This is a genomic window from Mycolicibacterium iranicum, from assembly GCF_002101705.1.
GTDB classification, from domain to species: domain Bacteria; phylum Actinomycetota; class Actinomycetes; order Mycobacteriales; family Mycobacteriaceae; genus Mycobacterium; species Mycobacterium iranicum.
In genome coordinates this window covers 461,897-479,164 of sequence record NZ_LQPC01000047.1, presented here as the reverse complement: position 1 = coordinate 479,164, position 17,268 = coordinate 461,897, and the positions used below count along the sequence as shown (strand labels likewise).

Genomic DNA, 17,268 nt, shown 5'->3' with positions numbered 1-17,268 from the left:
ATCCGGCATGCGATTTCAGCACGGCATGGTCGCCCCCCTCGTCGCCCTCTTCGTCGGGGTGGTCGGTTTCCCTCTGGTGTACGCGGCATATCTGAGCGTCACCGACTACAAGCTCACCGACCGCGGAACACCCGCGATCGTCGGCGCCGACAACTTCGTCGCGACGTTCGGCGACGGCGCGTTCTGGAACGCCTTCGGCACTACGGCGCTCTACGTCGCCATCGCCGTCGGCCTCGAGCTCGCCGTCGGGTTGGCGATCGCACTGACGCTTCAAAAGCAGCGCTGGGCCAAGGATCTCACCCGGTCGATGCTGCTCGCGCCGATGTTCATCACGCCGATCGCGGTCGGTCTCACGTTCCGCTTCCTGCTCAACGACCAACTCGGGGCGATCCCCGCGATGCTCGACACGATCGGCATTTCCTACGACTTCTTCGGCCCCGGCAAGGCGTTGTTCACGTTGGCGTTGATCGACGTGTGGCAGTGGACGCCGTTCATGGTGCTGCTGTTGCTCGCCGGCCTGGAATCGATTCCGAAAGAACCGCTCGATGCCGCCCGCGTCGACGGCGCCGGCGGGCTGTACGTGCTGCGGCGGATCACTCTCCCGCTCCTGGCGCCGGTGCTCGTCGTCGCGATCCTGCTGCGCTCCCTGGACGCGATGAAGGTCTTCGAATACGTCTTTGCTACCACCCGCGGCGGTCCCGGCACCGAGACAGAAACCCTGCAGTACTTCATCTATCAGACCGGCATCCAGTTCTTCCGGCTCGGTTCCGCGTCATCGATGGCGTTCGTCGTGCTGGTCGTGGTGCTTGCGGTGATCGTGTTCGCCTTCCGCCGGATGGACAAAGCAAGGACGGCGGGATCCCGGTGAACCGCGCCGCCCTGGTCACCGTCTTGCGCATCGCCCTGTTGTGGGCGGCGGGCATCTCGGTGCTGTTTCCGATCGTCTGGATCGCGCTCGCCAGCGTGAAAACCCCCGAACAGCTCAACGATCCGTTCTTGCTGTCCTTCACCCCCGATTTCTCCGCCTGGCAGAACGTGCTGTCGTCGGGAATTCTCGGCGCGGCGGGCCGCAGCGCCGTGGTGGCGCTGGTGACCGTGGGCATCAGTGTGGTGGTCGGCAGCATGGGCGCCTACGCGATCGCCCGCTACCGGGCCGGCGGCACCCTCACCCGATTCGGCATGCTGGCGGCGCAGGTGCTGCCGCCGGCCGTGCTGGTGTTCCCATTCCTGACGATGGCGTACGCGCTGCGCCTCACCGACACACTGGTGCCGGTGATCTTCGCCCACCTGAGTTTCGTTCTGCCCGTGGTGACCTGGTTCCTGATCGGCTTCTTCGAGGCGGTTCCCCGGTCGCTGGAGGAGCAGGCCCAGGTCGACGGCTTCAGCAGGTTCGCGGCCTTCCGGCTCGTGGTGCTACCGCAGGTTCTGCCCGGCATCGGCGCCGCGGCGATCTTCGGCTTCACGCTGTCGTGGAACGACTTGTTCTACGGCCTCATCCTGGCTCCGGGCAAAGCAGCGATCCTGCCGGTGGCCATCGCAGGTTTCAACACATTCCGGGGCGTGCAGATCGGCTCGATGAGCGCGGCGATCCTCATCGCAGTGGTCCCGGTCGTCATCGCGAGCTTCTTCATCCAGCGCAAGCTGGTGCAGGGCATCAGCGGTGGCGCGGTGAAGTTCTAGGAAGGGCAGGTTCGGCTTTCAATGGCGCACGTCCGCTTCTCCGGCGTCAACAAGGCGTACGGAACCACCTCCGTCGTCAGCGATCTCGATCTCGAGCTGCCCGACGGTTCGTTCACGGTGCTCGTCGGCCCGTCTGGATGTGGCAAGTCGACGTCGCTGCGGATGCTCGCCGGTCTGGAAACGGTGACATCCGGCACGATCACCATCGGCGACCGCGACGTCACCCACCTGGAGCCGCGAGAGCGCGACATCGCGATGGTGTTTCAAAACTACGCCCTCTACCCGCATCTGACGGTAGCCGAGAACATCGCGTTCCCATTGCGGGCCACCAAGACGCCGCGGCGCGAGGCGCTGGCCAGGGCTGCCACCGTCGCCGAGTCGCTCGGGCTGGGAAAGCTGTTGGCACGCAAGCCCAAAGATCTCAGCGGCGGGCAGCAGCAGCGGGTCGCCATCGGACGCGCGATCATCCGCGAGCCGTCGGTGTTCCTGTTCGACGAACCTCTGAGCAACCTCGACGCCAAGCTGCGCGTGGAGACCAGGACCGAACTTCTGCAGATCCAGCGGCGCCTCGGCATCACGTCGGTTTATGTGACGCACGACCAGGAAGAGGCGATGACGCTGTCGGACCGCATGGTGGTGATGCGCGACGGCAAGATCGCCCAGCAGGGCACCCCGCAGGAGGTGTATGCCCGCCCCGCAGACACCTTCGTGGCCGCTTTCGTGGGAAGCCCGAAGATGAACCTCGTCGACGGGGCCCTGGCAGGAAACGCCTTCCGCCACAACGGCGGCTTCGCCCTGTCCGTCGACGCGACCACGGAGGGCCCCGTGACGCTGGGTGTCCGACCCGACGACCTGCTGCCGACCGCGTCGGCGCATGAGGGCTCGGCGCGCGTGATTCTGATCGAGCATCTCGGCCCCCGCGCCATCGTCACGATCGAGGCCCACGGCATCGAACTGACCAGCGTCGTCGAGACCGCGCGTCTGACGGGCATCACCGAGGGAACCACCGTCGACCTGGCTGTGCGCCCGGGCGCGACGCATCTGTTCGACACCGCCACCGGCCGGCGGATCGCCGGCTGAGGACAACCGAAAGGAACGAGAACTACAGATGACGAGAACTGTCGTGGTGACCGGCGCAGGCTCCGGCATCGGTCGCGCCATCGCCACCACACTGGCGCAACGGGATTGGCGGGTCATCGTCACCGATGTCGACGACGCCGCCGCGCGCGAGGTCGCCTCGGGGCTGCCCAACCAGTCGGCGGGACACGAGTCCGCCGCGCTGGACGTCACGTCCCCGGACGCCGCGGCCGCAGTGGCCTCCGACATCGCCGGACGTTTCGGACTCGATGCGTGGGTCAGCAACGCCGGCATCTCGTTCATGCACCGCTTCCTCGACGCACCGATCGAGCGCTATGAGCAGACGTTGGACGTCAACCTCAAAGGCGTGTTCGTCTGCGGGCAGGCCGCGGCACGCGAGATGGTGCGCTCCGGCGTTGCCGGCGCAATCGTCAACACGGCCTCAATGGCAGGCAAGCAGGGCCGTGTGCCCTACCTGGCGGATTACGTCGCCTCGAAGTTCGGTGTCGTGGGGCTGACCCAGGCGATGGCCTACGAACTCGGCGAACACAACATCACCGTTAACTGCGTCTGTCCCGGATTCGTCGAAACACCCATGCAGTCAAGGGAATTGACGTGGGAAGCCGAATTGCGCGGCACCACACCGGAAGGCGTGCGAGCGATGATGATCGACGACACGCCGCTCGGCAGGCTCGAGCAACCCGACGACGTGGCCCGTGCCGTGGCCTTCCTGCTGTCCGAAGACGCCCGATTCATCACCGGCGAAGCACTTGCCGTCAACGGCGGCGCGTACATGGACTGAACTGCCGCCGCATCCCGATTCCCCTGTAAGAGAGAGGCACATCAGTGACCACCACTTGGCTCGACGAGGTCTTCAACGTCACGAAGCCCGTCATCGCCATGCTCCACCTGTCCGCGCTGCCCGGCGACCCCGGCTACGATTCTGCAGGCGGCATCGCCGCGGTCGTCGCGCGGGCTCGCACCGAACTCGAGGCGCTACAGAGCGGCGGCGTCGACGGCGTGATGATCAGCAACGAGTTCAGCCTGCCGTACCTGACGAAAACCGAACCGATCACCGCGATCACGATGGCCAGGATCATCGGCGAACTGCTGCCGGACATCACGGTTCCCTACGGCGTGAACGTGCTGTGGGACGGCCGCGCATCGATCGACCTCGCCGTGGCCACCGGTGCGAAGTTCGTGCGCGAGATCTTCACCGGTGTCTACGCCAGCGATTTCGGGTTGTGGAATACCAACGTCGGCGAGGTGGCACGCCACCGTGCCCGCATCGGTGGGTCGGACGTGAAGCTGCTCTTCAACATCGTGCCCGAGTCCGCCACCTACCTCGCCGAGCGCGATCTGGCCTCGATCACGCGGACGACGGTGTTCGCCACACTCCCCGATGCGATCTGTGTATCCGGCGCCACCGCCGGCGCTCCGACGGACACCGAGGCGCTACGAATCGTGAAGTCCGCGGCCGGCGATGTGCCGGTGTTCGTCAACACGGGCGTGCGGGCCGAGAACGTGGCCACCCAGCTCGGTATCGCCGACGGTGCCGTCGTCGGCACCTACTTCAAGAAGGACGGCCTGTTCGCCAACGCCGCCGAGAAGTCACGGGTCGAGGAGCTCATGGGAGCCGCCAGGGAGTTTCGCGCCACGCTCAGCTGATCCCCGCCGAAACTGCATTCCGTGCGCGATTTTTGGGGTTTTCACCGCACGGAATGCAGTTTCGGTGAAAGTTACGGGCGCCTGATGAGCCGAATGCCGAGCTCGTCAGGCGGGACGTGATGCCCCTCGGCGCAGACGATCTCGACGCTCGCCTGCGCGCCGCAGCCCAGGTGGGTCATCCGTAGCGGCGTGTCGTCGATGTGTTTGCGACCCCACTCGAACATCGCCCACACCACCGGCATGAACTCAGTCCCCGCCTCGGTGAGGACGTATTCGTCGCGCGCTCGCTGTCCCGGTTCCCGGTAGGGACGCTTGGTCAGCAGCCCCGCCTCCACGAGTTCGGACAACCGCGCCGACGTCGCGGCCTTGGTGATGCCGACGCGACCCGCGAAGTCGTCGAAACGGGTGGTGCCGTAGTAGGCCTCGCGCATCAGCAGCATGGCTGACTTGGTGCCGACCAACGCCATCGTCTTCTCGATCGGGCACCGGCCGACCGCCGACCACGTGGTGCGGTCTGTCAGTGGTCCTTGCAGGACTGTCATGTACATCACTCCCCAGCTGGGTTGTTGCGACTGAACCTAGGTGTTACATCTAAGTATAGAGAGCAGTACTCAGCGAAGAGTTGTCCAGGAGTGAACATGGCGCAATATTCGGACCGCGACGCCGTCATCGTCGGGGCGGTACGTACCCCCGTCGGCAAGGGAAAGGCCAGCGGTGCACTGCACGACGTGCTGCCCGCCGATCTGCTGGCCCACAGCCTGCGCGAGCTCGTGAAGCGCACCGGCGTCGATCCGGTCGAGATCGACGACGTCATCGCCGGCGCGGTGACCCAGGTCGGTGACCAGGCCGTCAACATCGCGCGCAACGCACTGCTCGGTGCGGGATTCCCCGAGACCGTGCCCGGCACCACCGTCGATCGGCAGTGCGGCAGCAGCCAACAGGCGATCAGCTTCGCAGCACAGGGCGTGCTGGCCGGCGCCTACGACATCGTCGTCGCCGCGGGCGTCGAGTCGATGAGCAGGGTTCCGATGGGGTCCTCGGTGCTTCCCGGCAGCAACCCGTTCGGGCTCGACATGGCCGCGCGCTACCCCGACGGTCTGGTGGCCCAGGGCATCAGCGCCGAGCTGATCGCCGCGAAGTGGAACCTCTCCCGCACCCGGCTCGACGAATTCTCCGCCGAGAGCCACCAGAAGGCTGCCCGCGCCACCAAGGACGGGCTCTTCGACAACGAGCTCGCCCCCATCGCGGGTCTGGCCACCGACGAGATCATCCGCCCCGACACCACGGTCGAGACGTTGGCGGGGTTGCGGCCCGCATTCTTCAACGAGGCGATCGGCGCGCGCTTCCCGCAGATCGGCTGGGAGATCACGCCGGGCAACTCCTCGCCCCTGTCGGACGGCAGTGCCGCGGTGATGATCACCAGCGGGGCGGCCGCCCGCAGGCTCGGCCTGCGGCCGCTCGCCCGGATCCACACCATGGTCGCGGTCGGCTCGGATCCGCTGTACATGCTGACCGGGGTGATCCCGGCGACGCAGAAAGCACTCACACGCTCGGGTCTGGCCCTCTCCGATATCGACCTGTTCGAGGTGAACGAGGCGTTCGCCCCCGTGGTGCTGAGCTGGGCGCAGGAACTTGGAGGCGGGTCACACTCCGACCTCCTGTCGAGGACCAACGTCAACGGCGGCGCGATCGCGATCGGGCATCCGCTGGGCGCGAGCGGGGCGCGCATCATGACCACGCTCGTCAACGCGCTGGAGCAGCGTGACGGTCGCTATGCGCTGCAGACGATGTGCGAGGGCGGCGGCATGGCCAACGCCACCATCATCGAACGGCTCTGACGCAGTGAATTCGGCGCGCAAAGCGACGCTCACCGTCGTTTTGCGCGCCCGATTCGCTACGCCCTGGTGAGCTCGAAGAGCGGAATGGGCCGCGTCGTCTTGGCCTGATACTCGGCGAAGACGGGCGCGAGCTCGATCAGCTTCGGATACGTCGCGTTCCGCTCGTTTTCCGGCAGTTCGCGGACGGCGACGTCATAGGCCTCGGTGCCGATCTCGATGTACGCCTTCGGGTTCGCACGCAGGTTGTGCACCCACGCCGGATGCTTTGGAGCACCCGCGTAGGACCCGACGATGATCATCTTCCCGTCGATCATCAGATACGCCAGCGGAGAAAGCCGCGACTTGCCGGACTTCGCGCCCGTGGTATGCAGGAGCAGCAGTGTGCCGCCCTCGAACGGCCCGCCGACCTTGCCGCCGTTGGCGCGGAACTCCTCGACGATGGAGCGGTTGAAGTCGTCGAGCGCCGCGGTATCGGCGACGAGCTTGTCCTTGTCGATCTCTGTCATGCTGTGATGATCCCTGTTCTCGGCGTCTTTCGGGCTCCACCACTTGCGGCTGGGCGGACGGGTCAGGTTTTGGGGTGACGATTCTCCTCTGCCCGGGTCTGCCGCCACCAAGCCGCGAGGTAGACGACCATCGCGGCCGACAGCGCAAGCAATACCCACAGGATCACCGCCACGTCGATCCACGCACCCGTCGGCGGCGCACCCGGCAGGATGTTGCGCAGCGGGACGACCGCGAACAGCATGGCCGCGTACCAGGTGATGAACGGCGGTAGGAACTTGCGCCGGTTCAGCAGCATCTCGATCGCGACGAACAACGCGGTGCCCGGCAGCACCAAGAGAACGAGCAAAATGCCGAAGTCGACCGCATGCGCTCCGCGGGTGCGCTCCAAATGAAACGACACGCCTTGAATCGGACCCCAGGGCGCCTCTAGCACCTTCTGATCGCTGTCGACATCCCAACCGTTGATCGAGCCCGCGACGACGATGGCGGCCGGAACCTTGCGACGGTCCGGGCCGTCCCCGTAGAAGACCTCGACGCCGATGGTGTTACTGACGTAGGTGTCCAATGGCCAGTGGTCGGGGTCGCCCACCGCCGTGAACTCAACCGCGGAGGCGTTGCTCTTCAAGTCGTCGTGCATGTGGATGAGCTCACCGTCCTGGGTCCACGAGCTCAGGCGCACAATGGGATTGGCGGCTGCCTCCGGCCCGTTGCCGAGCAGGTCGTTGTCCGGGTGAACGAGGACATCGACGGTGAGCTTGTTCTCGACCGTCTCCATCTTGCCCAGTCGCAGGATCACCGCCGTCTCGCCGATCTCCGAGGACTCGCTGAATTCGAACGGCTTCGGCGGCTGCTCCAACAGCCGATATCCGACGAGTGCACCGACGTACACGGCGATCACCACGGCGAGCGTGGTAACGACGGTGGCGTTCAGCGCTCGTGATGAGCGGGGGGTCTCAGACTTGGCATCCGTCTCCGGAGCCGATTCAGGCTGCACGCGCCGGATCGTACCGAGGCGAACCCGCGCGCCGGCGACTACGCGCCGTCGCTACCGGGTTTTGCGTCGATGCCTGATTCTTTGCGCTGCTGCGCGGTAATCGGGGCGGGCGCCTCGGTGAGCGGGTCGACGCCGCCACCGGACTTCGGGAACGCGATCACCTCACGGATCGAGTCGACGCCGGCGAGCAGCGCGACGATGCGGTCCCAACCGAAGGCGATGCCCCCGTGCGGAGGTGCGCCAAAGGTGAACGCATCCAACAGGAATCCGAACTTCTCCTGCGCCTCCTGCGGACCGATGCCCATCATCGCGAACACCCGCTCCTGGACATCGCGGCGATGGATACGGATCGATCCGCCGCCGATCTCGTTGCCGTTGCAGACGATGTCGTAGGCGTTCGACAGCGCGCTGCCGGGATCGGTGTCGAACGTCGCCTCCGACTCGGGCGTGGGAGCGGTGAAAGCGTGGTGCATCGCAGTCCAGCTTCCGGATCCGACGGCGACGTCGCCGGAGGCGGTCGCCTCGGCGGCCGACTCGAACATGGGCCAGTCCACCACCCAGGTGAACGACCACGCCGCCGGGTCGATGAGGTCGAGGCGTTTGGCGATCTCGATGCGGGTGGCGCCGAGCAGCGCCCTGGCCGTCTTCGCCGATCCCGCCGAGAAGAACACGCAATCGCCGGGCTTCGCGCCGACGTGGGCGGCCAAGCCGTCACGCTCGGCGTCGGAGAGGTTCTTCGCGACGGGTCCGCCCAGTTCGCCGTCGTCTCCGATCAACACATAGGCGAGCCCGCGGTGGCCGCGTTGCTTGGCGAACTCCTGCCACCCGTCCAGGGTGCGACGCGGCTGCGACGCTCCGCCCGGCATCACGACAGCGCCCACGTAGTCGGCCTGGAACACCCGGAACGGAGTGTCCTTGAAGTACTGCGTGCACTCGACGAGCTCGAGTCCGAACCGCATGTCGGGTTTGTCCGAGCCGAACCGGCGCATCGCGTCGGCATAGCTGATGCGGGGCAGCGGCAGAGGCAGGTCGTAGCCGATCAGCGCCCACAGCGCGCGCAGCACCTCTTCGGACACCGCGATGACGTCGTCGGCGTCGACGAAGCTCATCTCCATGTCCAGCTGGGTGAACTCGGGCTGACGGTCGGCGCGGAAATCCTCGTCGCGATAGCAGCGTGCGATCTGGTAGTAGCGCTCCATCCCCGCCACCATCAGCAGCTGCTTGAACAGCTGCGGGCTCTGCGGCAGCGCGTAGAACGAGCCGGGCTGCAGGCGGGCGGGCACCAGGAAGTCGCGGGCACCCTCGGGCGTCGACCGAGTGAGCGTCGGCGTCTCGATCTCGACGAAATCGTGCTGGGCCAACACATTGCGCGCGGCGGCATTCACCTTGGAGCGCAACCGGACTGCATGCCCCGGACCTTCGCGGCGCAGATCGAGGTAGCGGTACTTCAACCGGGCTTCCTCACCCGCCGTCTCGTCGAGCTGGAACGGCAGCGCGGCACTCTCCCCCAGCACCGTCAACGACGTCGCGTTGACCTCGACGTCGCCGGTGGGAATCTCGGGGTTCGCGTTCCCCTCGGGCCGGACCTCGACCACGCCGGTGACGGCGACGCAGAATTCCGCCCGCAGCCGGTGCGCCTGGGTCAGCACCTCACCGTCGCGGAACACCACCTGCGACACACCGGACGCGTCACGTAGGTCGATGAAGATGACGCCACCGTGGTCGCGACGGCGCGCCACCCAGCCGGCCAGCGTCACCGTGTGGCCGGCATCAGCGGGGCGCAATGAACCGGCGGTGCGGGTGCGCAGCACGAAAACTCCTCTTGGACGGGGCGAGCTCAGCGACGGGGGAAGCGTCGCAGCGACTGACCAGTCTAGAGGGACTCGATCCGCCGGATTCGACCTGCCGCTGCGGCCACGGCGCTTAGACCAACCATCATGGCCTAACGTGTATGGCCATGCATGCCTGCGAACGTGTCGGCCTGGATTTCGTCGAGACCGCCCCGTACCGATTCGTCAGCACCGTCGACCTGGCCGTCACCCCCGAACAGCTCTTCGAGGTCCTGGCCGACGAGACGTCGTGGCCGCACTGGGCCAGCGTCATCACCAACGTCACGTGGACGAGCCCCGAACCGCGCGGGATCGGCACCACCCGCACCGTCGACATGCGTGGCGGAATCACCGGCGACGAGGTGTTCCTGGCCTGGGAACCGTTCACGCGCATGGCCTTCCGCTTCAATGCGGCCAGCACCGGCAGCATCTCGGCGTTCGCCGAGGACTACCGCGTCGTTCCCACCGCCCAAGGGTGTCACCTGACCTGGATCATGGCGATGAAGCCCCAGGGTGTCGCGGGACGCGTCGGATTGTTCGTCGGTAAGCCGATCATGAGCCGCATGTTCCAGGGCTTCCTGCACAACCTGCGCCGCTACACCGACGAACGGTTCGCCTTGCCCGGTAACCCGGTCTAGTACACCGCTGCCCACGCGGACCGCCGCTGCTCATCGGGGTCGGAGGACATGACGTCGCGGGTGGAGGTGATCAAGCGCGTCAGGCGCTTGCCGGTCTCGTAGCGCGGCCAGTGGTCGGTGTCGCCGTCCTGGGCGTCTTTGGCGAAATCCAGCCATGCACGCTGCATCCTGCGTCCCACACCGGGCTGGATGCGGCGGCCCAGCGGATGCAGCTTGCGCCCGACGAACGATGCATAGCTGTGGTGGATGTGCACGATCTCGCTGCCGTGGGTGGCGCCAAGGCCGAGCATCCGCAGGCTGATCCCGAAATGGTCGAACCGGTACATCTGTGTCGGCGCGTGTTCGGAGTACGCATCGGCGAAGGCCCATGTCGGACCGCCGAACATGGCGTCGGATCCGATGGCGACGAGGGCGCTTCGCCGCGGATACTCCGGATAAGCCTGGAGCACCCGCTGTTTGGCGTGCGGGGCCACCCTGGAGAAATAGTTGTCGATCGACGCCCGGGTGGTCGGCAGCATCGGCGGCTTCGTCCACGCGAACATCGAGGCCTCGTGGCTGTTCGTGCCGATGATCAGCGGCACCTGCGCGAGGGCGCCCCGGCGGGCCGCCTCCACCGGGTGCAGCGGCAACAGCTCGGTGCCGTGGGTGAGCCCGTAGGCCAGGGTCGGCGTGGTCTGGGTGCTCTTGAGCTGCAGAATGCCCGCGGTGCGGCGGAGCTGACGCTGCGGAAGCACCTTCAACTGCGCGGCATCGGCGCCGAGACGGCGCACGAATTCACGGGTGTTGGCGGCGCGAAACTCGCGATCGGCGATCAACGGCAACGCCGGGCTCTGTGCGATGGCGCGGTGGAACAACCCGGTCGCCTCCGGCGCGGACATCAGGGCCAGCACCGACGTCGCCCCCGCCGACTCACCGAACACGGTGACCTGGTCAGGGTCGCCACCGAACGACGCGATGTTGTCACGCACCCAGCGCAGTGCGCAGATCTGGTCGCGCAGGGCGAGGTTGTCATCGAACCCGTCGCCGAGGTCACCGAGCTCGAATCCGCCGAAGACCCCGATCCGGTAGGTCACGTTGACGACGACCACGTTGCCGTTGGCCGCCAGCCGGGACCCGTTGTAGAACTGGAATTGCCCGGCCCCGTACACGAACGCCCCGCCGGGAATCCACATCATCACCGGCAACGATGCCGTGGTGTCCGGCGACCACACGGTCAGCGTCAGGCACGCCTCGTCCCGCGCCTTCGGGTCGTCGCGCCCCCCGCCCACAAATGATTTCGCCTGTGGCGGCAGCGGCCCGTGCTCGGTGGCGTCGCGCACACCCGTCCACGGTATGAGCGGCTCGGCCGCCGCGAACCGCCGTTGCCCGATCGGTTGCTCGGCGTACGGCACTCCGCGCCACACCCCGATACCGCCCTCGATGTCGCCACGCAGATCGCCGGACGGGGTGGACAGAACGGTGGAATCTCCGGCAACGACGACCACACGCCAAATCCTAGTGTGCGAAGCTGGACTCGCCTGGACGCCAGGCGGGCCGGCGAACAGCAGACGGAGGTGGCGCGATGACCTTCAACGAGGGCATGCGAATCGACACCAGCACCACATCCAGCAGTGGAGGCGGCGGCCGTGGCCCCGGCAGGGGCATCGCGATCGGCGGCGGACTGGGCGGGCTGGTCATTGTGGTGGTGGCGCTGCTTCTGGGTGTCGACCCCGGCTCGGTGATGCCGCAACAGCAGCCGATGGACACCCAGGGCGTGGAAGCTCCCGGGTTCGACCTGAGCCAGTGCAAGACCGGGGAAGACGCCAACACCATCGTGCAGTGCCGCGTGGTCGCGACGGGCAATTCCCTCGACGGCGTGTGGGCACAGTTGATGCCCGACTACACCCGGCCGCGGATCGAACTGTTCGAGAATGGCATCGACACCGGGGGCTGCGGCTTCGCCAGCAGCGACGTCGGTCCGTTCTACTGCCCCGGCGACCAGACCGCGTACTTCGACGTGGGTTTCTTCGACACCCTGCGGGATCAATTCGGATCTAGCGGCGGACCCTTCGCACAGGAGTATGTCGTCGCCCACGAATTCGGCCATCACGTCCAGAACCTGCAGGGCGTGCTGGGCCGTGCGCAGCAGGACCCCACCGGGCCGACCGGCGGGGGTGTGCGCACCGAGCTGCAGGCCGACTGCTACGCCGGAGTGTGGGCGCACTATGCGGCGATCACCAAACAGGAAGGCACCGACGTACCGTTCCTGGAGCCGTTGACCGACAAGGACATCGCCGATGCGCTGTCGGCGGCCTCCGCCGTGGGCGACGACCGCATCCAGGAGGCGGCCACCGGCCGGGTGAACCCGGAGTCGTGGACCCACGGTTCGTCGGAGCAACGCCAGAAGTGGTTCACCACCGGTTACCAGACCGGAGACCCGGCCAAGTGCGACACTTTCGCGACCAACAACCTTGGCTAGGCAGACGACCGCAGTCGATGCCGTCGCCGAGCGCTATCTCGAGGTCTCGGCTGCCCTTGATCCCTGCGCGGCAACGGAATCCGGCATTGCCGGTTACGACGACGAGATCACCGACTACTCCCCCGACGGTGTCGCCGCGCGCGTCGACGCCGCCAAATCCGCACTGCGCGAACTCGACGCGGCCGAACCGGCCGACGCGGCCGACGTCGTCACGGCCGCCGCGCTGCGGGAGCGGCTCGGCGTCCTCATCGACCTGCACGACGCGGGCCTCGACGTCGGCGAGCTGAACGTCATCGCCTCTCCGCTACAGACGATGCGCGACGTCTTCGACCTGATGCCCACCGACACCGAAGACGACTGGGCGGTCTTCGGTCGGCGGCTGGCCCGGATCCCGGAGCGCGTCAGCGGATACGCCGAGGCGCTGCGGGCCGCCGCAGCGTCGGGGCACGCACCCGCGGCTCGACAGGTTCGTCGGGGAATCCAGCAGGCAGGCCAGATCGCCAACCTGTTCGTCGACATGGTCGCCGACGCCGCGCCGGACGATCCCGCACTCCACGCCGAAATCCGCCGGTACGGCGAGCACGCCGCGAACGCCTACGCGTCGCTGACCACCGTGCTGCGCGACGAGATAGGCCCGCACGCCCGCGATGTGGACGGCTGCGGACGCGACGCTTACGCGGTGATGTCACGCATGTTCCTGGGCGCGTCGGTCGATGTCGACGAAGCCTACGACTGGGGCATGGGACTACTGAAGAGCATTGTCGCCGAGCAGGACGAGATCGCCGAACGGCTCTATCCGAGGGCGACGGCGGGCGAGGCGCTGCGGCGACTCGACAGCGAGGAGCGCTACCTTATCCACGGCACCGACGCACTGCAGCAGTGGATGCAGGAGCTCTCCGACCGCGTCGTGGATGCGTTGGCCGACAAGCACTTCGACATCGCGCCCGAGTTGCGCAACCTGGAGTGCCGGATCGCGCCCACGCAGACCGGTGGGATCTACTACACCGGTCCGTCCGAGGACCTGTCGCGGCCCGGCCGGATGTGGTGGTCGGTACCACCGGGCGTACATACCTTCCATACGTGGCAGGAGATGACGACGGTGTTCCACGAAGGAGTGCCCGGCCATCACCTGCAGATCGGCCGCGCAGTGGTGCTCGGCGACGAGCTCAACAGGTGGCGCAGGCTCGGATGCTGGGTGTCCGGTCATGGCGAGGGCTGGGCGCTCTACGCGGAGCGCCTGATGGCCGAGCTGGGGTGGCTGGAAGATGCCGGCAACCGCATGGGAATGCTTGACGCGCAACGATTCCGGGCCGCAAGGGTGGTCCTCGACATCGGTGTGCACTGCGGTATGACCGCGCCCGACGGCGGGGTGTGGGATGCCAAGCGGGCGTGGACGTTCCTGCAGACCCACAGCGCGATGGCCGAGGAGAACCTGCGGTTCGAACTCGACCGTTATCTTGGCTGGCCCGGTCAGGCGCCGTCCTATGCGATAGGCCAACGCATCTGGCAGCAGTTGCGCGACGACAGCCTGGCGCGCGGGGTGTCGCTCAAGGACTTTCACAGTCGGGCGCTCGATCTCGGCGGGCTGCCCCTGGACGTGTTGCGGTCGGCGCTCGCCTAGAGCCGCGACTGCTCCTTGATTGCGGTGTCCGTGGTGCGCAGCGGACGGATCAGCGCATCCTGGGTGAACGACGCGAGCAGCTCTCCCTCCTCGGTGTGCACCGCGCCGCGCACGTAGGACATGCCGGCGCCCACCTGTGTGCTTTCGTGCGTGTAGAGCAGCCAGCCACCCCAGGTGACCGGCTCATGAAAACTGACCGATACGGTCATCGGGGCGGTCGACACGGTGAGGTGCGCCTGGCTGGTCCCGATGCCCTCGTGCGCTCGCATGGTCGTCGAAATGCCAAGGTGCCCGGTGAAATACGCGATCAACGCTTTCGCCAGGTCGTCCCGATCCGGGATCGGGTCGTAGTGCAGCCACGCGTACAGCTCGGGCGGGCCGACCTCATCGGGGCTGTTCACGTCGACCACGTCGACCAGCCGCAGCTGGCGCCCGGTCATCGGCATGGGCGAGTCGTTTGCTTCGGCGGGGGCTGCCACCTCCGGCTTGGGCAGGTGATGGCGGATGACGTCGCCGGTGGGCACGTCGGCAAGGATGGTCGTCGTGATACAGCGCTTGCCGTTCTGCTTGGCTGTCACGATTGCCGTTGCGGTGGAACGCCCTTCGCTGACCACGTCGATCTCCAGTTCCACCGGTCCGGCAGCGACCATGACTGCTCGGGCGAATACCGCATACGCCGACCGTATCGACTTCTCGGGGAATCGCTTGGCGGCGGCCACAATCGACTGCGCGAGGACCTGAGTGCCCTCGACGACCTGGCGCTCGTCCTCACCGGCGGGACCGGTCTGCGCCGTGAAGGTGTTCTCGCCCACCGGTTCCGCGTCGAAAAGGTCGAGTAATGCCTGAACCGTCCATTGCGCCTGTGCCATCTGTCCATCGCCTCCATCGGGTGACCGTCGGAGGGAACAGTAACCGAGGTTCCCTCAAAGCGGTAACGTCATTACCATCGAGTGCCCGGACAGGAAAGGGTGGTGCGCGATGGCAGCGAAGTCCCAATCGAATGCGCCCGCCGCCGCCGATTCCGAGTCACGCGCCCACCGTTTCATGCGCTCTGCGCTGGACATTCTCGGCGAAACCGGCCGCACCGACTTCACGGTTCTGGAGGTTGTCGAGCGGTCCAAGACCTCGCTGCGCGCGTTCTACCAACACTTCGCCACCAAAGACGAACTACTGCTTGCCCTCGTCGAGAGGATCATGGCCGATGCCACCGAACGGTGGCGGGCCGAAACCGCCGCCGATGACAGCAGCGACGCGCTGCGGCTGCTCATCGAGCGCATCAGCGCACCCGCCGAATCGAGCACCCAGGACAGCATCAATCGCGGGTTGACCTACTACAACGACCACCTCCACGAGACGCGACCGAAGGAGTTCGCGAAGGTGTTGGCGCCGCTGCAGCGCCTGATCGCCGACATCCTTCGACGCGGCATCGAGGACGGCACGTTCAGGCCCGACCTCGACGTGGATACCGATGCCACGATTCTGATGCAGACGGTGCTGGGCGCACTGCGCATGCGCGACCTCGGCGCCGAACTCAACGACGTGCCGATCGAGGGAAGGCACGTGTACACCTTCTGCGTTCGCGGACTTCTGCGTTAACCCCCTGAGCTGCGATAAGACGATCTGGTGCCGTTACACTTGCCCGTGGTAATGTCGTTACCACTATCGGTAATGCCGTTACCGCACCAAGCAAATTCGACGTGCCAGGAGAGCCCACCATGCCGTCACGCATCCTCGACTATCCGGTCTTCGACGCCGACAACCACTTCTACGAACCCAAGGAAGCGCTGACCAAGTTCCTGCCGGACAAGCGCAAGGGCGTCATCGACTACATCGACGTGCACGGTCGCACCAAGATCATGGTGCGCAACCACATCAGCGACTACATCCCGAACCCGACCTTCGAAGTGGTGGCTCGGCCCGGAGCCCAGGAGGAGTACTTCCGGCACGGCAGCGGCGGCAAGAGTTACCGCGAAGTCATGGGCAAGCCGATGAAGGCGATCCCCGCGTTCCGCAATCCTGAAGCGCGCCTTGAGGTGATGGACGGACTCGGCCTGGATTACACGCTGATGTTCCCCACGCTCGCCTCGTTGGTCGAGGAACGGCTCAAGGACGACCCCGAACTCATCCACGACATCATCCATGCGCTCAACGAATGGATGTACGAGACTTGGCAATTCAACTATGAAGACCGGATCTTCTCGACGCCGGTCATCACGTTGCCGATCGTCGACCGCGCGCTTGAAGAGCTCGAATGGTGCCTGGAGCGCGGCGCCAAGACCGTGCTGGTCCGGCCGGCGCCGGTGCCCGGCTACCGTGGCACCCGGTCGTTCGGCACCGAGGAGTTCGACCCCTTCTGGGACGCCTGCGTGAAGGCCGGCATCCCGGTGGCGATGCACGCGTCGGACAGCGGCTATGCGCAATACCTCAACGACTGGGAGCCCGCCGACGAGTTCCTGCCGTTCAAACCGACGTCGTTCCGGATGGTGGCGATGGGCAAACGACCCATCGAGGACACCATGGCCGCCCTGGTCTGCCACGGCGCCTTCACCCGCAACCCGGACCTGCGCATCCTGTCGGTCGAGAACGGGGCGTCGTGGGTGCCGTACCTGTTCTACCAATTCAAGGATGTGTATTCGAAGATGCCGCAGTCCTTTCCGGAGGACCCGATCGAAGCCTTCCGCCGCTGCGTATACGTCGCTCCGTTCTGGGAGGACGACTTCAAGAAGATGGCCGACCTGTGTGGCATCGACCGCGTCATCTTCGGCTCCGACTGGCCGCACCCCGAAGGCCTCGCCGATCCGATCAACCTGGTGTCCGATCTGGAAGCGCACGGACTCGACGCCGAGGGTGTCCGCAAGGTCATGGGTAAGAACATGGTCGACCTGTTCGGTGTCGAGAACAAGGTCGTCCACAAGCCCGATGTCCCAGCGCTCGTCATCGCCTGAGAGGCAACATAAC

17 protein-coding genes are annotated in these 17,268 nt (G+C 66.4%); 11 read left to right on the top strand and 6 right to left on the bottom strand.

Features of this window, described 5'->3' with window-relative positions; all coding sequences use genetic code 11:
* Positions 1 to 7 precede the first annotated feature (7 nt).
* Genes AWC12_RS23535 through AWC12_RS23515 form a run of 5 tightly spaced genes read left to right on the top strand, consistent with a single transcriptional unit; the run spans position 8 to position 4,425 of the window.
* A complete protein-coding gene (locus AWC12_RS23535) occupies positions 8 to 868 on the top strand; it encodes a carbohydrate ABC transporter permease (RefSeq protein ID WP_085177444.1) in 861 nt (286 codons plus the stop codon).
* A complete protein-coding gene (locus AWC12_RS23530) occupies positions 865 to 1,680 on the top strand; it encodes a carbohydrate ABC transporter permease (RefSeq protein ID WP_085177230.1) in 816 nt (271 codons plus the stop codon). Before AWC12_RS23535 ends, AWC12_RS23530 begins: the two co-directional genes overlap by 4 nt.
* Before the next feature lie 21 nt (positions 1,681 to 1,701).
* Entirely contained in the window at positions 1,702 to 2,760 is a 1,059-nt protein-coding gene (locus tag AWC12_RS23525; RefSeq protein ID WP_085177228.1) for an ABC transporter ATP-binding protein, read from the top strand.
* 28 nt (positions 2,761 to 2,788) lie between these two features.
* Complete coding sequence (locus tag AWC12_RS23520) at positions 2,789 to 3,559, top strand: SDR family NAD(P)-dependent oxidoreductase (RefSeq protein ID WP_085177226.1); 771 nt, start codon at positions 2,789 to 2,791, stop codon at positions 3,557 to 3,559.
* 44 nt (positions 3,560 to 3,603) lie between these two features.
* Positions 3,604 to 4,425 carry a BtpA/SgcQ family protein gene (locus AWC12_RS23515; RefSeq protein ID WP_085177224.1) on the top strand — a complete coding sequence of 274 codons (822 nt, stop codon included), beginning with the start codon at positions 3,604 to 3,606 and terminating at the stop codon, positions 4,423 to 4,425.
* 71 nt (positions 4,426 to 4,496) lie between these two features.
* On the opposite strand, the gene AWC12_RS23510 is transcribed toward AWC12_RS23515, so the two are convergent.
* On the bottom strand, positions 4,497 to 4,967 hold the full coding sequence (locus AWC12_RS23510) for a winged helix-turn-helix transcriptional regulator (protein WP_085177442.1): 471 nt from the start codon (positions 4,965 to 4,967) through the stop codon (positions 4,497 to 4,499).
* Positions 4,968 to 5,063: 96 nt separating this feature from the next.
* Between AWC12_RS23510 and AWC12_RS23505 the strand changes: the two genes are divergently transcribed.
* Positions 5,064 to 6,263, top strand: coding sequence for a thiolase family protein (locus tag AWC12_RS23505; RefSeq protein ID WP_085177221.1), 1,200 nt, complete (start codon positions 5,064 to 5,066; stop codon positions 6,261 to 6,263).
* A gap of 56 nt (positions 6,264 to 6,319) precedes the next feature.
* On the opposite strand, the gene AWC12_RS23500 is transcribed toward AWC12_RS23505, so the two are convergent.
* From AWC12_RS23500 to aspS, 3 genes are all read right to left on the bottom strand, one after another.
* A complete protein-coding gene (locus AWC12_RS23500; protein ID WP_024447346.1) occupies positions 6,320 to 6,769 on the bottom strand; it encodes a nitroreductase family deazaflavin-dependent oxidoreductase in 450 nt (149 codons plus the stop codon).
* A gap of 62 nt (positions 6,770 to 6,831) precedes the next feature.
* A complete protein-coding gene (locus tag AWC12_RS23495; protein WP_085177219.1) occupies positions 6,832 to 7,764 on the bottom strand; it encodes a DUF8686 domain-containing protein in 933 nt (310 codons plus the stop codon).
* Between the two features lie 38 nt (positions 7,765 to 7,802).
* Positions 7,803 to 9,575: an aspartate--tRNA ligase gene (aspS, locus tag AWC12_RS23490; RefSeq protein WP_085177217.1), complete on the bottom strand. Its 1,773-nt coding sequence runs from the start codon at positions 9,573 to 9,575 to the stop codon at positions 7,803 to 7,805.
* Positions 9,576 to 9,715: 140 nt separating this feature from the next.
* Between aspS and AWC12_RS23485 the strand changes: the two genes are divergently transcribed.
* Positions 9,716 to 10,231: an SRPBCC family protein gene (locus AWC12_RS23485; RefSeq protein WP_207576470.1), complete on the top strand. Its 516-nt coding sequence runs from the start codon at positions 9,716 to 9,718 to the stop codon at positions 10,229 to 10,231.
* Here the strand turns inward: AWC12_RS23485 and AWC12_RS23480 are convergent.
* Positions 10,228 to 11,715 carry a carboxylesterase/lipase family protein gene (locus AWC12_RS23480; protein ID WP_085177215.1) on the bottom strand — a complete coding sequence of 496 codons (1,488 nt, stop codon included), beginning with the start codon at positions 11,713 to 11,715 and terminating at the stop codon, positions 10,228 to 10,230. The genes AWC12_RS23485 and AWC12_RS23480 overlap by 4 nt on opposite strands.
* Positions 11,716 to 11,792: 77 nt before the next feature.
* Here AWC12_RS23480 and ypfJ point away from each other — a divergent pair, with 77 nt between their 5' ends.
* Both ypfJ and AWC12_RS23470 read left to right on the top strand, forming a co-directional pair.
* Positions 11,793 to 12,689, top strand: a complete 897-nt coding sequence (ypfJ, locus tag AWC12_RS23475; RefSeq protein WP_024447351.1) for a KPN_02809 family neutral zinc metallopeptidase — start codon at positions 11,793 to 11,795, stop codon at positions 12,687 to 12,689.
* Positions 12,682 to 14,310, top strand: a complete 1,629-nt coding sequence (locus AWC12_RS23470; RefSeq protein ID WP_085177213.1) for a DUF885 domain-containing protein — start codon at positions 12,682 to 12,684, stop codon at positions 14,308 to 14,310. Before ypfJ ends, AWC12_RS23470 begins: the two co-directional genes overlap by 8 nt.
* Here the strand turns inward: AWC12_RS23470 and AWC12_RS23465 are convergent.
* Positions 14,307 to 15,179, bottom strand: coding sequence for an acyl-CoA thioesterase (locus tag AWC12_RS23465; RefSeq protein WP_085177211.1), 873 nt, complete (start codon positions 15,177 to 15,179; stop codon positions 14,307 to 14,309). The genes AWC12_RS23470 and AWC12_RS23465 overlap by 4 nt on opposite strands.
* A 109-nt stretch (positions 15,180 to 15,288) precedes the next feature.
* Here AWC12_RS23465 and AWC12_RS23460 point away from each other — a divergent pair, with 109 nt between their 5' ends.
* Positions 15,289 to 15,906: a TetR/AcrR family transcriptional regulator gene (locus AWC12_RS23460; RefSeq protein WP_085177209.1), complete on the top strand. Its 618-nt coding sequence runs from the start codon at positions 15,289 to 15,291 to the stop codon at positions 15,904 to 15,906.
* Between the two features lie 119 nt (positions 15,907 to 16,025).
* Entirely contained in the window at positions 16,026 to 17,255 is a 1,230-nt protein-coding gene (locus tag AWC12_RS23455; protein ID WP_085177207.1) for an amidohydrolase family protein, read from the top strand.
* Positions 17,256 to 17,268 lie beyond the last annotated feature (13 nt).